At 60.4% G+C, this 12644-nt stretch carries 12 protein-coding genes; 11 read left to right on the top strand and 1 reads right to left on the bottom strand.

From position 1 onward, the window contains the following. The first annotated feature begins 22 nt into the window (after positions 1 to 22). The 7 genes from BN1241_RS06685 (at position 23) to BN1241_RS12585 (ending at position 6389) form a co-directional block, all read left to right on the top strand. Entirely contained in the window at positions 23 to 1378 is a 1356-nt protein-coding gene (locus tag BN1241_RS06685) for an AI-2E family transporter (protein WP_147599310.1), read from the top strand. An 8-nt stretch (positions 1379 to 1386) separates the two neighbouring features. Next, entirely contained in the window at positions 1387 to 3738 is a 2352-nt protein-coding gene (locus BN1241_RS06680; protein ID WP_054952887.1) for a transglycosylase domain-containing protein, read from the top strand. Between the two features lie 83 nt (positions 3739 to 3821). Continuing rightward, positions 3822 to 4118: a 30S ribosomal protein S6 gene (gene rpsF / locus BN1241_RS06675; protein WP_054952886.1), complete on the top strand. Its 297-nt coding sequence runs from the start codon at positions 3822 to 3824 to the stop codon at positions 4116 to 4118. A 23-nt stretch (positions 4119 to 4141) separates the two neighbouring features. Then, positions 4142 to 4663: a single-stranded DNA-binding protein gene (locus BN1241_RS06670; protein ID WP_054952885.1), complete on the top strand. Its 522-nt coding sequence runs from the start codon at positions 4142 to 4144 to the stop codon at positions 4661 to 4663. A 39-nt stretch (positions 4664 to 4702) separates the two neighbouring features. Further along, positions 4703 to 4939: a 30S ribosomal protein S18 gene (rpsR, locus tag BN1241_RS06665; RefSeq protein WP_054952884.1), complete on the top strand. Its 237-nt coding sequence runs from the start codon at positions 4703 to 4705 to the stop codon at positions 4937 to 4939. An 11-nt stretch (positions 4940 to 4950) separates the two neighbouring features. After that, positions 4951 to 5400, top strand: a complete 450-nt coding sequence (rplI, locus tag BN1241_RS06660; protein ID WP_054952883.1) for a 50S ribosomal protein L9 — start codon at positions 4951 to 4953, stop codon at positions 5398 to 5400. Positions 5401 to 5501: 101 nt separating this feature from the next. Continuing rightward, positions 5502 to 6389, top strand: coding sequence for a ribonuclease H family protein (locus tag BN1241_RS12585; protein WP_082418251.1), 888 nt, complete (start codon positions 5502 to 5504; stop codon positions 6387 to 6389). Here BN1241_RS12585 and BN1241_RS06650 read toward each other — a convergent pair. Next, positions 6386 to 7036 (bottom strand): DsbA family oxidoreductase, encoded by a 651-nt coding sequence (locus BN1241_RS06650; RefSeq protein WP_077138314.1) that lies wholly within the window; start codon positions 7034 to 7036, stop codon positions 6386 to 6388. The genes BN1241_RS12585 and BN1241_RS06650 overlap by 4 nt on opposite strands. Positions 7037 to 7279: 243 nt before the next feature. Between BN1241_RS06650 and BN1241_RS06645 the strand changes: the two genes are divergently transcribed. The 4 genes from BN1241_RS06645 (at position 7280) to BN1241_RS06630 (ending at position 12593) form a co-directional block, all read left to right on the top strand. After that, complete coding sequence (locus tag BN1241_RS06645; protein WP_082418250.1) at positions 7280 to 7981, top strand: DUF3152 domain-containing protein; 702 nt, start codon at positions 7280 to 7282, stop codon at positions 7979 to 7981. 82 nt (positions 7982 to 8063) lie between these two features. After that, complete coding sequence (locus tag BN1241_RS06640) at positions 8064 to 10133, top strand: S9 family peptidase (RefSeq protein WP_054952880.1); 2070 nt, start codon at positions 8064 to 8066, stop codon at positions 10131 to 10133. Positions 10134 to 10178: 45 nt separating this feature from the next. Next, entirely contained in the window at positions 10179 to 11231 is a 1053-nt protein-coding gene (locus BN1241_RS06635) for an LLM class flavin-dependent oxidoreductase (RefSeq protein ID WP_054952879.1), read from the top strand. Between the two features lie 159 nt (positions 11232 to 11390). Beyond that, a complete protein-coding gene (locus BN1241_RS06630) occupies positions 11391 to 12593 on the top strand; it encodes a TIGR04053 family radical SAM/SPASM domain-containing protein (protein WP_054952878.1) in 1203 nt (400 codons plus the stop codon). Positions 12594 to 12644: the final 51 nt, after the last annotated feature.

Here is a 12644-nt window from a genome sequence, read left to right as displayed (position 1 = left end):
TCAGAACGGGAAAGGTTGTGCTGTGAAGCCAAATGAAGAGAACGTGCGTGCCGAATCAGCACCCACTCCGGAAATAGCGGACGAGGCACCTGAGCTCCACGAGGAAAACTCCGACGATGACATCATTGTCGTCCAGGGCAGGAACAAGCCGATGGCACCCATCATGCCGACCGGCATGTGGGTCCTCATCATCGGTGCCTTTGCGTCCCTGTCGCTCTGGGGACTGGGAACGTTCGCTTCCATTCTTGCCCCCGCATTCCTTGCCTTCACCCTGGTTCTAACCATCCGCCCCATCCACCGATGGATGGTCCGCAAGGGCGTGCCGAAGTGGATCTCTGCCGTCAGCTCGATCCTCGTTCTTGTCATCTTCCTGTCGGGGCTCATCGGCCTGACGGTGATCGCATTCCTGCCCCTACCCGAGGTCATTGCCTCCTACCAGGACAGCTTCACCCAGATCGTCAACAACATTTCGCGATTCTTTGAGGAAAGCCAGTTCCTCGTTGAGCAGGGATATGACGCCTCCAGTGTCGATAACCTGCTCAACCAGCTGGACCTCAACACGATCATGAGCGCAGCCCGTGCCCTCATCGACCAGATCTCCTCCATGGGTGCCCTGCTCGCGATCATCGCAATGTCGATCTTCTTCATTGTGATCGACACAATGTCGATGGAATCGCGCTCCAGCCTCGTGGAGAAGGCCAACCCAGAACTCCACGAAGCCCTGTCCGGTTTTGAGGGCAGGGTCCGCCAGTACTGGCTCGTCTCCTCTATCTTCGGTGCGATCGTCGCCGTCTTTGACTGGATCGCCCTGCAGGCCATGGGGATCCCGCTGGCCCTCGCCTGGGCACTCGTCTCCTTCATCACCAACTACATTCCCAATATCGGATTCATTCTCGGCCTGGTTCCGCCCGCACTCTTCGGCCTGCTCGAGGGCGGATGGCAGCTGATGGCGTGGGTGATCGTTGCCTACTCGCTCATCAACTTCATTATCCAGTCACTCCTCCAACCCAAGTTCACGGCCGACGCTGTCGGGCTGTCCGCCACCGTCACTTTCCTGTCCCTCATGGTCTGGGGAATCGTCATCGGCCCCCTTGGTGCGCTGCTCGCCGTGCCCCTCACCCTGTTCTTCAAGGCTGTGCTGGTCGACTCGTCAAAGTCCACGCGCTGGCTCGACGCATTCATGACCTCCGAACACGAAGTGAAACGCAAACAGGGCGCGGGACGCTACGACGTGACCTACGAATCGCCGGATGCGTGGGGCGGTCTCCAAACCGTTGTCACGAGGGCCGCACGGGGTTTGCGCAGGCCAACGGCTCGCGAATCAAAACTAGTGACGATGGGCAAGAAGTTGCGCAGGCGCGGCAAGCATAGGGAATAATCAAGCCCATGGCAGGCAACCGTCAACAATCTACGAAGCGGACCGCCCCCGCACAGAACAAGAACCAGGGCGGTCGGCAGAAAAGAAAGTTCTGGAACTACCCGCGTCGGGGTAAGGGCCCAATCCGACGCTGGCTTCCCTCGTGGCGGTTCCTCCTCGGTTCCTTCCTGCTCTTCATTGCGGCCGGAGTCGGCGCCTTCGCCTACCTGTACATCACGACCGAAGTTCCGGAACCCGATGACTTTGCTCTCGCGGAATCTACGGATGTGTACTATTCCGATGGGGAAACCAAGATCGGCACCTTTGCCGAGGTCAGGCGCAACTCTGTCCCCCTTGACTCCCTGCCCGACCACGTCCCCCACGCTGTCGTTGCCTCCGAGGACCAACGGTTCTACGAAAATGCTGGTGTCGACATTCGCGGCACCCTCCGTGCCGCGATCAACAACTTGCGCGGACTGCCCCGACAGGGTGGCTCCACCCTCACCCAGCAGTACGTGGAGCGCTACTACATGGGCACCACGACAGACATTCCTGGAAAGCTCCGCGAAGCCGTTCTCGCGATCAAAATTGACCAGGAGCAGTCGAAGGACGAGATCCTCGAGAATTACCTCAACACGATCTATTTCGGGCGTGGCTCCTACGGCATTCAGGAAGCAGCCCAAGCCTATTTCGGAGTAGATGCTGCCGACCTCACCCTCGACCAAACCGCCCTCCTCGTGGCAGTAATCCCCTCGCCGTCGAACTGGGATCCTGCGGTCAACCCTGATCAGGCGCTCGCCCGATGGGAGCGGGTGCTGCGGCGCATGGCGGAAGACGACTGGATCACGGTCGAAGAGGCGGAAGCCGCACGCTTCCCCGACACGATCGAGCCCGCCACACAGAACCAGTACGCGGGAACCGACGGCTATATCCTGTCCGAAGTCAGGCGTGAACTGGTCGATTCCGGCACCTACACGGAAGTTGAACTCGATACGCTCGGTCTCGACATTGTGACCACGATCGATGTCGACATGCAGCAGTACGCGGTCGACGCGGTTGAGAACCTGCCCGAGGACCGTCCCGACAACAACTATGTTGGTCTCGTCTCGGTCGACCCCGAGACCGGTGAAATCAAGGCCATGTACGGTGGTGAAGACTATCTTGAGAGGTCCCGCAATACCGCCACCCAGGACCGCGCTCAGGCCGGATCCACCTTCAAACCCTTCGGCCTGCTTGCCGCGATCGAGGACGATATTAGCCTGTACCAGCGCTACGATTCCTCCTCGCCCTACGTCGTGGGAGACAACGAGTTTGAGAACTTCCAGCTCACCGGGCTTGGCTACATCGACCTGCTGACCGCGACAGCAAACTCCGTCAACACGGTCTATATCAAGATCAACGAAGAGGTGGGCCCCGCCGCAACCAAGGATGTTGCTGTGCGAGCAGGACTTCCGGAAAACACTCCCGGCCTCGACGAATCCCTCTCCAACGTCCTCGGTTCAGCCTCGCCCACGGCGAAGGAGATGGCGGGGGCGTACGCGACCTTCGCCTCACAGGGTGTGCGAACCACCCCCCACACTGTTCGCGAAGTCCGCAACCGTGAAGGGGACGTCACCTACTTGGGCGACACGAGCGGCAAGCGCGTCTTTGATGCTGACGACATTGCGCGGCTGACGTACGCACTTGAACAGGTTGTCAGTCCCAGGGGCACAGCCTCCCAGATTTCCGCACTCAACAGGCCCGTGGCCGGCAAGACCGGAACCTCATCCTTCCTTGTTTCGGCATGGTTCGCCGGATACGTTCCGCAACTGTCGACGGTCGTCAACATGTACCAGATCGGCCCCGATGGGGAAGAAGAATCCCTCACCCCGTTCGGTGGGCAGTGGGCAATCCAGGGCGGTAATTTCCCGGCACAGATCTGGCTGGACTTCATGATGGAGGCAACGAACGGCATGCCGGTCGAGGACTTCCCCGAACCTAACCTCCGCCCCGCCACCAACGCCCCCACCATCGCACCGCCCCCGGTTGTGGAAACACCGACGGAAGAAGAAACCACCGAGGAGCCCACAGAAGAACCGACGACGGAGGAGCCAACGGAGGAACCCACCACGGAGGAACCGACCACGGAACCACCCTCGGAAGAACCAACAACGGAAGAGCCACCCGCTCCCACCCCGGAACCCACCCCTCCGCGCACGGTAACCCCGACGGAACCGCCGAGCCAGGCCCCCACCGAAAGCCCCGGGCAGGGCAGCGGTGGGCAAAACCCGCCGCCCCCGGGACAGAAACCGCCGTCTAGTTCCGATGGTCAGGCCCTCACCCCTGGTGCCCAACGGCACACGATCCGATTCCGCAAGCACTTACCAACCCCGGCTCTTTAACGGTAAAGTGATTGGGTGCCTACGGGCACGTATACCCTCCTGTCACGGAAAGACCGTGACCGTTGAGACCAAAGGAGGTGGGTATGGATCAGCGTCAGTACGAACTGATGATCATCCTCGATCCGGAAGTTGACGAGCGTAACCTCGCGCCCGCACTGGAGAAGCTACTCAAGGTCGTCATTGACGACGGTGGCTCGATCGACAACGTAGACATTTGGGGCAAGCGCCGCCTTGCCTACGAAATCCAGAAGAAGTCGGAAGCCGTGTATGTTGTGGTTGAATTCAAGTCAACCACCGCAACCGCACAGGAACTCGACCGTCAGCTGGGTCTGAACGAATCCATCCTGCGCACCAAGCTGCTGCGCAAGGACGAGCACTGAGCAAGCTTCAAGGGAGCTGAATCATGGCAGGCGAACCGATAATCACCATCGTTGGCAACCTTACCGCCGACCCCGAACTACGTTACGTATCGTCCGGGATCCCGGTAGCGAGCTTCACGGTGGCCTCAACCCCGAGGACCCTCAACAAGCAAACACAGCAGTGGGAAGATGGCGAAGCCATGTTTGTTCGCTGTTCCGTGTGGCGTGAGTATGGCGAAAACGTCGCCAACTCCCTCACGAAGGGCACCCGCGTGGTCGTGACCGGCCGACTCCAGGTACGCTCCTACGAGCATGAGGGCCAGAGGCGCACCTCGATCGAGATGCAGGTCGACGAAATCGGCCCCTCCCTCCGTTACGCAACCGCGCAGGTCCAAAGGACCCAGCGTTCCGGTGGCGGCGGTGGCAACTCTGGTGGCGGAGGCTTCAGTGGTGGTAACAACCGCGGTGGCAACGTCGCCTACGACAGCCCTACGGGCGGTTCACAGAATGATCCCTGGGCCTCGGGCCCGGCCGGTTCCTCATTCGACGACGCCCCTCCGTTCTAAAACAACTTTCGGCGCGTAAGCGCACAGAGGAGATCAATCATGGCGAAGCCAAACCTTCGCAAGCCGAAGAAAAAGATCGGCCCCGTTAAGGTGACCAAGGTCGACGAGATCGACTACAAGGACACCGCGACCCTGCGCAAGTTTATTTCTGACCGCGGCAAGATCCGTGCACGTCGAGTGACTGGCGTTTCCGTTCAGCAGCAGCGTCAGATCGCACGAGCAATTAAGAATGCTCGCGAGATGGCACTGCTTCCCTACACTGGCTCAGGCCGCTAAGGAGGTCCATCATGGCTAAGCTCATTCTGACCCATGAGGTTGACCGCCTCGGCCAGCCCGGTGACGTTGTCGAGGTCAAGGACGGTTACGCGCGTAACTTCCTCCTGCCCCGCGGCTACGCCACCCGGTGGACCAAGGGCGCCCAGAAGCAGATCGACCAGATGGAGCAGGCTCGCCGCAAGCGCGAGATCGCCACGGTCGAAGACGCTCAGGGACTGCGCGACAAGCTTGAAGAGACCACGCTGACCATCACGGTCCGCACCGGCAACTCCGGCCGTCTCTTCGGTGCCGTCACCGCTGCCGACATCGCCCAGGCTGCCCAGGAAGCAACCGGCGAAAACATCGACCGCCGCAAGGTTCTCGTCACGAACCCCATCAAGTCGGTCGGCGACTACAAGGTCGACATCCGCCTTCACTCGGACGTCACCGTCGCAGTCAACGTCTCGGTCGTCTCCGAGTAACACCACCATCGGCACCACAGTGCCGCTGCTGGCGAAAACATGACACAAGGCACCCGCCCACCTGGGCGGGTGCCTTTGTCTTCACCGGGTAGCCTTGACCTATGACACGAACGGACTGGCTAGCAACCTCGGACCTGGCACTCGCCTGCGGAACCGACCCCCACACCATCATTCGTCACCTCTCCCAGCTGGGACTTGTCGGTGCCGGATCCGCGGCCTCGGACATGGCATTACGCCACGACCTTGCCATCACCGACGGCGACTATGCTTCCGAACAGTCTCTGTGGCATCCCGACGTTATCACCCTGCTTGCGGCAACCGGCCTCGAGCGGGTCGAAGACAGAAATGGTGTCGGAGATGATCTGCTTGATGATGGTGCGCTGTTCGATGAAGAGCTCGTCACCCTGTCCCCAATCGAGCGTGCCCGCAGCCGGGCACAGAACGCTCCCGCCACGGCTCCCGACAATGTGGTGCCAGCCGGCTCCGACTTTCCTGTCGCAGCGAAGCAATCAGGGACCGATGGTGATGGACCGTACGTGCCAGGTGCCGATAAATACGGATTTGATCAGGTGATTGCGACCGATGGGGCGTGCTCCGGGAACCCCGGCAGGGGCGGATGGGCCTGGGTCGATGAGCTAACCGGAACCACAGGGTCCGGCGGCTCACGCCGGACCACGAACAACATCATGGAGCTCACGGCCATGCTCGAGGCTCTCCGCTACGCGGACAACGACCGCAGCCTCCTCCTGCGTGCAGACTCCCAGTATGTCATCAACGTTGTGACCAAGTGGGGGCCCGGATGGCGCAGGAAGGGCTGGAAGAAGGCTGACGGTAAGCCTGTTGCGAACCAGCAACTTGTCGCTGATCTGCTCGAGGCCTACGAGGCCCGCACCGCCAAGACCCGAATCGACTGGGTCCGGGGACACGATGGGGATGCTGGCAACGAAGAAGCTGACCGGCTCGCCGTTATCGAACGAGACAGGGCCTAACCCTGCCAACCAAACAGGTCGCGTGCCTCCCCGGCCGCGGCCTGTTCCCGCTCATTCACCTCGCCAAGCGCAGAGGAAACGAGCTTCGCGATGACCTCTGGTGACTGGACGCCCTCCACAAGGTAAATACCCGACAGGAACAGGAACGGGGCGCGAGCAAGCTCCAGCCGCCCCGCATCCTTCACATCGCTGTCCACAAAGGCAGACCACTGACCAGAACTCAGGCCAGCCTGCACAGCAGCACCATCTAGCCCAGATTCCTCAGCCAACTCGACGAGAATGTCAATGTCAGCAATGTTGCGCCCGTGCAGGTGTGCGGCCTCGTGAATCCGCATCGCCATCTCCACCCCGAGAGCAGCTGACTCTTCGGGCGTGGCACCGCGTTCTTTGGCGGCATAAATGAGTTCCTGGGCCGCCCGAGTATCGCCATGCTCCATCTCACTAACGACCAGCGCAGCTTCCTGAAGTGCGCCGAGGCTCTGCCGCTCCGTGTCTCGCCACGACCCATCGGCTTCCCCACCAAAGAACGCATGATGTTCGATGGCGACATTCTTGCCGCGGGTGCCGTCGAGGAGATTTTGCAGTCCCAGGAATGACGTGGGTGAGGACAGGTCGGTCCACACATGAATAGCTAGCCGAGTACTCATAATCCTCGAGTGTAGTCGTGGAACCTACGCACTCATCTTTGTGTTCCCTTGAGAGATTGGGGCAGGAACGAGACTGAACAGTCGCCGGTTGTTCGTAACAACGGACACATTGCACTGAGTGCTCCACCGGTCACATCGATGGACATAAACGTTGGTTTGAAACGGAAAGGTCGGGGTGATGGGGTGTTGTGCCGGTCACGGCGGGGTTGACGGGCGGGGAAGAAACGTGGGTAGGATCGACACATGCGCCGTTACCAAAACGTGATAAAGGTGGGTGTGGGTGTCCTGACAGCGAGCATGGCTGTCCTGCCCACGCTCGCGTTCGCCGCGCCCGAAAGTGAGATCGGTGGCGCCAGCAAAGTCGGTGAGAGCCTCGCCGGCCTCAACTCGGCTGATCAGCCCGATTCCGGTTCGGGAGAATTCGACACGGCCAAAGGCACCCGGGTAGAGGAGAGCGAGCGCGAAACCGAACGCGTCGTCAAGGTAGCTGTCGTGACCGAGAAGGAAATCTCCGTCGATACTGAAGCGTTTGCGGCACGGGTGCTGGGAACGCTGAACGATGAGCGTGGCTGGGGCGCGGATGGCTCCGTATCCTTCGAACTCGTGGCAGCCGACGAGGCTGAGCTGACCGTGCGGCTTGCAACTCCGGGCACGGTGGATGAACTGTGCGCGCCGCTCGACACGGGCGGATATACCTCCTGCCGTGTGGATTCCGATGTTGTACTGAACGTCGATCGCTGGGCATCAGCTACCGACAAATTCTTGGAAGCCGGTGGCACGGTTGACCAGTATCGGGTTTATCTCGTCAACCATGAGGTGGGCCACTTCCTCGGTCAGGGTCACGTTACCGTGTGTGAACCTGATGGTCGGGCCCCGGTCATGATGCAGCAGACCCTCGACCTGGAAGGGTGCGAGCCAAACGGCTGGCCAAAACCCGACCAGTAGGGATACTTTCGTCCGCAAGCATTCGCAATCTGCTGATCTTTCCCGTCGGGAAGAGTGCCCCATCATCGCATAGTCTTAACCCATGACTATGGCTCCGAAACCCAAGAAGGTTCCCACCAACCGCACCTTCCATGGCGACACGTTCGTTGACGATTACGAATGGTTGAGGGACAAAACCGATCCCCAAGTTCTGGACTATCTGAACGCACAAAACGCATTCACGGATGCTGTACTCGAGGATACGAAGCCCCTCCAGAAAACCATCTTTGACGAAATCAAGTCCCGGACGAAAGAGAATGATACCTCCGTTCCTTTTAAGAAGGGCGACTGGTGGTACTTCTCCCGCACCTACGAAGGCAAGGCATACCCCTCCTTCCACCGGATCCAGTCCGAAACCCGTCCCGATCCAGACGTTGTCAGCGATCGCGAGCAGTTGCTTTTTGACTGCAATGAACTGGCGGCCGGCAACGAGTTCTTCTCAACCGCGGGCTACGACATTTCCCCGGATGGCCAATACGTTGCCCTCGGAATCGATGTTGCCGGGGACGAGAGGTTCACCCTCCGCATCTCCAACATCGCGACCGGAGAGGTCATCGACGAGTCAGTCACGGGAGCAGGATGCGGTCTTGAATGGTCAACCGATTCCACCCAGATCTTCTACGGCAGGGTGGATGATGCGTGGCGTGCCCACCAGGTGTGGGTCCACGAAATCGGTGCCGACCCCGCAACCGACGAGCTTGTCTTCGAAGAGGAAGATGAACTGTTCACGGTCTGGCCCGACACCTCGAGAGACGGCACGTGGCTCGTGCTGCATTCCCAGTCGAGGCTGACGTCAGAAGTGCGGATCATGAAAGCCGAGCGCGGCGCCGAACAAATCGTTGTGTCAGAGCGCCGGGCTGGACTGGACTACTCGGTGGAGCCGGCCGGTGATGAGCTCCTCATCGTCCACAACCTGCATCGCACCGACTTCGAGGTTGCGACAGCACCCGTGGGTGAGAGTATGCCCGAGTCTTGGCAGCCACTCCTCGTTGCGGAAGAGGGCGAACGTATCGAATCCGTTTCCGCCTTCGACACCTTTGCCGTGGTCTCCATGAGGTCCGGTGGGCAAACCCAGCTCCGTGTCATCCCTCGGGAAGGGGGATGGGGGGAGCCCTTCACTGTCCCCGGTGGCGAGCTGTCGACCGTGGAGCTGACAAGTAATCCGAAATCTTCTGCAACGGGCTTCGACTACGTGCTGACCTCGATCATTCAGCCATCCACCGTCTACCACTATTCGACGGCCACGGGACAGAACCAGGTCGTGAAGGAAAGGTTCGTGCCGAACTACGACCGTGCCGATTATGAAACGTCACGAGAGTGGGCGGTGGCGCCCGATGGCACCCGCGTCCCCCTCACCCTCGCCTACAAGAAGGGGGTGAAACCAGACGGGACCAACCCCGGGTTGCTCTACGGATACGGTTCGTACGAAATCTCGACAGACCCGTCGTTCGGTCCCTCGATCATCTCCCTCCTCGATCGTGGCGTCGTCTTTGCCCTTGCGCACATTCGCGGAGGCGGTGACATGGGGCGGGCCTGGTACGACAGCGGCAAGATGCTGAACAAAAAGAACACGTTTACGGACTTCATTGCCTGCGCTGACTTCCTGCACGAATCAGGCTGGGTTCATCCCGATCGCCTCGCCGGTGAGGGTGGGAGTGCCGGCGGGCTACTCGTCGGTGCCGTCGCCAACATGGGTGGTGACAGGTTCCGCGCAATCTCCGCTGTGGTCCCGTTTGTCGATGCACTGACGACAATCCTTGACCCGTCCCTGCCGCTGACGGTTGGGGAATGGGAAGAATGGGGCGACCCCTACCACGACCCCGAGGTGTACGAATACATGAAGTCGTACTCCCCCTACGAGAACGTGGAAGCGAAAGAGTATCCGGCGATCCTCGCCACGACCTCGCTCAACGACACTCGTGTCTTCTTTGTTGAGCCCGCGAAGTGGGTGGCGAAACTACAGGAGACCGCGACGAATGGGGCTGAGCGACCGATCCTGTTAAAAACGGAAATGGTGGCGGGCCACGGTGGCAGATCCGGCCGCTACAACGCTTGGGAGGATCAGGCTCTGCGCCGCGCCTTCCTGCTGTCCCAGGTCGGAGTTCGCCAGTAGCGTCAGCTACTTGCCGGAAGGGCAAGGTCAAGCCAAAGTAAGGGTATGACCGTAGCTTTGAGCATTCTTGACCTTGCCCCCGTCTCGGCGGGCTCCACCCGCAAACAAGCCCTCGACACCGCCGTTAAGTACGCGCAGGTTGCCGAACAGGCTGGATATAGCAGGTATTGGATGGCGGAGCACCACGGTTCAGCCACCTTCATGTCCTCCGCCACCGCCCTTCTGCTTGGGCGGGCCGCCGAACACACGTCAACGATTCGTCTCGGCTCCGGTGGCGTCATGCTCCCCAATCACTCACCGCTCATGGTCGCCGAATACTACGGCACCCTTGCCACGATCTACGGGGACCGGATTGATCTGGGACTGGGACGGGCCCCGGGAACCGACCCGGTGACGGCCGCGGAACTGCGCCGAGGTGGAGCCGATCTCAACGACTTCGCCGTTGATGTCCTGAAACTGACCCAGTTCCTAGGCGGGAGCGATGAGGTCAAAGTCGAGGACGGGGTTTCCGGTGCTGGAGCTGCCGTCCTGGGGCTGCAGGCTCGACCCAACCAGCTTCACCGCGTCGTTCGTGCAATCCCCGGTGAGGGCACGAATATTCCGATCTGGATGCTCGGCTCCTCGACGGGCGGCGCCCAGGTCGCAGCCGAGCTCGGACTACCCTTCTCTTTTGCTTCTCACTTCGCTCCCCAACAGCTGTCGACCGCGCTCCAGGTGTACCGCACGAATTTCAAGAAGAACGCACGCACAGCACAGGTGACGGAACCGACGGTCATGGCTGGTGTCAACATCATGGTTGCGGACACCGAGAAGGAAGCGCACTTCCAGGCGACAACGTATAAGAGGATGCAGGAACAGCTCCGTTTCGGCTCGACCGGTCCCCTCCAAGAACCCTCCTGGGAGAACGTTGAGGTGTGGAACAACCCCGGTATCGACCCCACCCACATTATTGGAACACCCGATACGGTGGCGGAAAAGATCGGGCAGTTCGTCGAGGCCTACTCACTCGACGAGGTCATCATCTCGTGCAATTCCTACGATCCCGCCGTCAAGGAAGCCGCCATCACCAACGTGGCCAAGGAATGGGGACTCGGCTAAGAGCCCGCCGCTGGGCCCCCGGATACCAGCCGCGGGCATGCCACGATAACCAGCCTGACACGGTGGCCTCTCGGTAATTTGGTGTGACCGGCTGGATATCAGGCTGTTCATGGGACGTTAGGCCCTATCCTGTGCGCCAAACCCGGCGAGGATAGTGCTATGTCCCTCACGTCCGCGCCTCGCCCCCGCAGGCCAGTTAGGACCGTCCGCCACGACCCGGCGCGCCAACCCATGCTTGTTATCTGGGAGGCAACCCGGGCCTGTCAGTTGTCCTGCCTGCATTGCCGTGCGGAAGCGACCCCTGCCAGGAATCCTTTTGAACTGACGACGGATGAGGCCACGACCCTCATGGCAGAGGTGCTGTCATTTGGGAAGCCAGCACCGATCTTTGTGATTTCCGGCGGTGACTGCTTCGAGCGGGACGACCTGTACGAGATCGCGAGACGCGGCGTGGCCATGGGACTGCACGTTGCCGTCTCACCCTCGGGGACCAAGAAACTCAACCGTGACTCCCTGATGCGCCTCCAGGATGTTGGCGTCAACACCATCTCGCTGTCATTGGACGGTGCGACAAAGGAAAGCCATGACGGGTTCAGGCGCGTTCAGGGCACCTTCGAAAACACGGTGGCGGGCTGGGAAGCCGCACGGGAACTGGGCATGAAAGTGCAGCTGAATTCCGTCGTTGCACGGCATAACGTTATGGAGCTGCCCGACATCGCCAAACTCGTGCGGGATCTGGGGGTCATGACCTGGTCCGGTTTCCTTCTCGTCCCAACGGGGCGAGGCATCGACCTCGGTGCTCTCACCGCCCAGGAGTGCGAAGACGTTCTCAACCTGTTCTACGACCTGGGTGAAACGGTGCCTATCAAGACCACGGAGGGACACCATTTCCGGCGAGTATCGATTCAGCGCCATGTTCTCGACAAGGTGGGTAGGGACCACAGGGAGGTCATGAACCTCGGGCTCCTCTACGAGGCACTGTACGACCGGAGTGAAGCCCTGGGACTCGTGACCGGGGAGCGCAGTCGCCGCGCCCCGATCAATATTTCTTCGGGTAACGGCTTTGTTTTCATCAACCATGTCGGTCAGGTCACCCCGTCAGGCTTTCTTGATGTTCCTGCAGGGAATGTCAGGGACTCATCCCTCGTGGACCTGTATCGCAATTCAGAACTGTTTAGTGGGATCCGGCGTACCGAGCTGCTCGAGGGCAAGTGCGGGCGGTGCGAATATCGGGACGTGTGTGGCGGCTCGAGGTCCCGTGCCTACAATTCCACCGGCAACATCTATGCAGAAGAGCCCCTCTGCATTTACGAGCCCGGCTCATTCCCGTTCAATGACGAGGTCAACGACCTCATCATCTGATCCTCACGGGGTTAAGCTCGACTCTTGTAGGCTGACGAAGGATCTCCGTCC

The sequence above is a fragment of the Flaviflexus massiliensis genome, assembly GCF_001375495.1.
Lineage (GTDB): Bacteria > Actinomycetota > Actinomycetes > Actinomycetales > Actinomycetaceae > Flaviflexus > Flaviflexus massiliensis.
This window is presented reverse-complemented; position numbering and strand designations above follow the sequence as displayed.

What these genes read in the sequence shown, in the direction of transcription:
- BN1241_RS06680 (WP_054952887.1), top strand. Translation starts at nt 1,387, where the DNA reads ATGGCAGGCAACCGTCAACAATCTACGAAGCGGACCGCCCCCGCACAG.
- rpsF (WP_054952886.1), top strand. Translation starts at nt 3,822, where the DNA reads ATGGATCAGCGTCAGTACGAACTGATGATCATCCTCGATCCGGAAGTT.
- BN1241_RS06670 (WP_054952885.1), top strand. Translation starts at nt 4,142, where the DNA reads ATGGCAGGCGAACCGATAATCACCATCGTTGGCAACCTTACCGCCGAC.
- rpsR (WP_054952884.1), top strand. Translation starts at nt 4,703, where the DNA reads ATGGCGAAGCCAAACCTTCGCAAGCCGAAGAAAAAGATCGGCCCCGTT.
- rplI (WP_054952883.1), top strand. Translation starts at nt 4,951, where the DNA reads ATGGCTAAGCTCATTCTGACCCATGAGGTTGACCGCCTCGGCCAGCCC.
- BN1241_RS12585 (WP_082418251.1), top strand. Translation starts at nt 5,502, where the DNA reads ATGACACGAACGGACTGGCTAGCAACCTCGGACCTGGCACTCGCCTGC.
- BN1241_RS06650 (WP_077138314.1), bottom strand. Translation starts at nt 7,036, where the DNA reads ATGAGTACTCGGCTAGCTATTCATGTGTGGACCGACCTGTCCTCACCC.
- BN1241_RS06645 (WP_082418250.1), top strand. Translation starts at nt 7,280, where the DNA reads ATGCGCCGTTACCAAAACGTGATAAAGGTGGGTGTGGGTGTCCTGACA.
- BN1241_RS06640 (WP_054952880.1), top strand. Translation starts at nt 8,064, where the DNA reads ATGACTATGGCTCCGAAACCCAAGAAGGTTCCCACCAACCGCACCTTC.
- BN1241_RS06635 (WP_054952879.1), top strand. Translation starts at nt 10,179, where the DNA reads ATGACCGTAGCTTTGAGCATTCTTGACCTTGCCCCCGTCTCGGCGGGC.
- BN1241_RS06630 (WP_054952878.1), top strand. Translation starts at nt 11,391, where the DNA reads ATGTCCCTCACGTCCGCGCCTCGCCCCCGCAGGCCAGTTAGGACCGTC.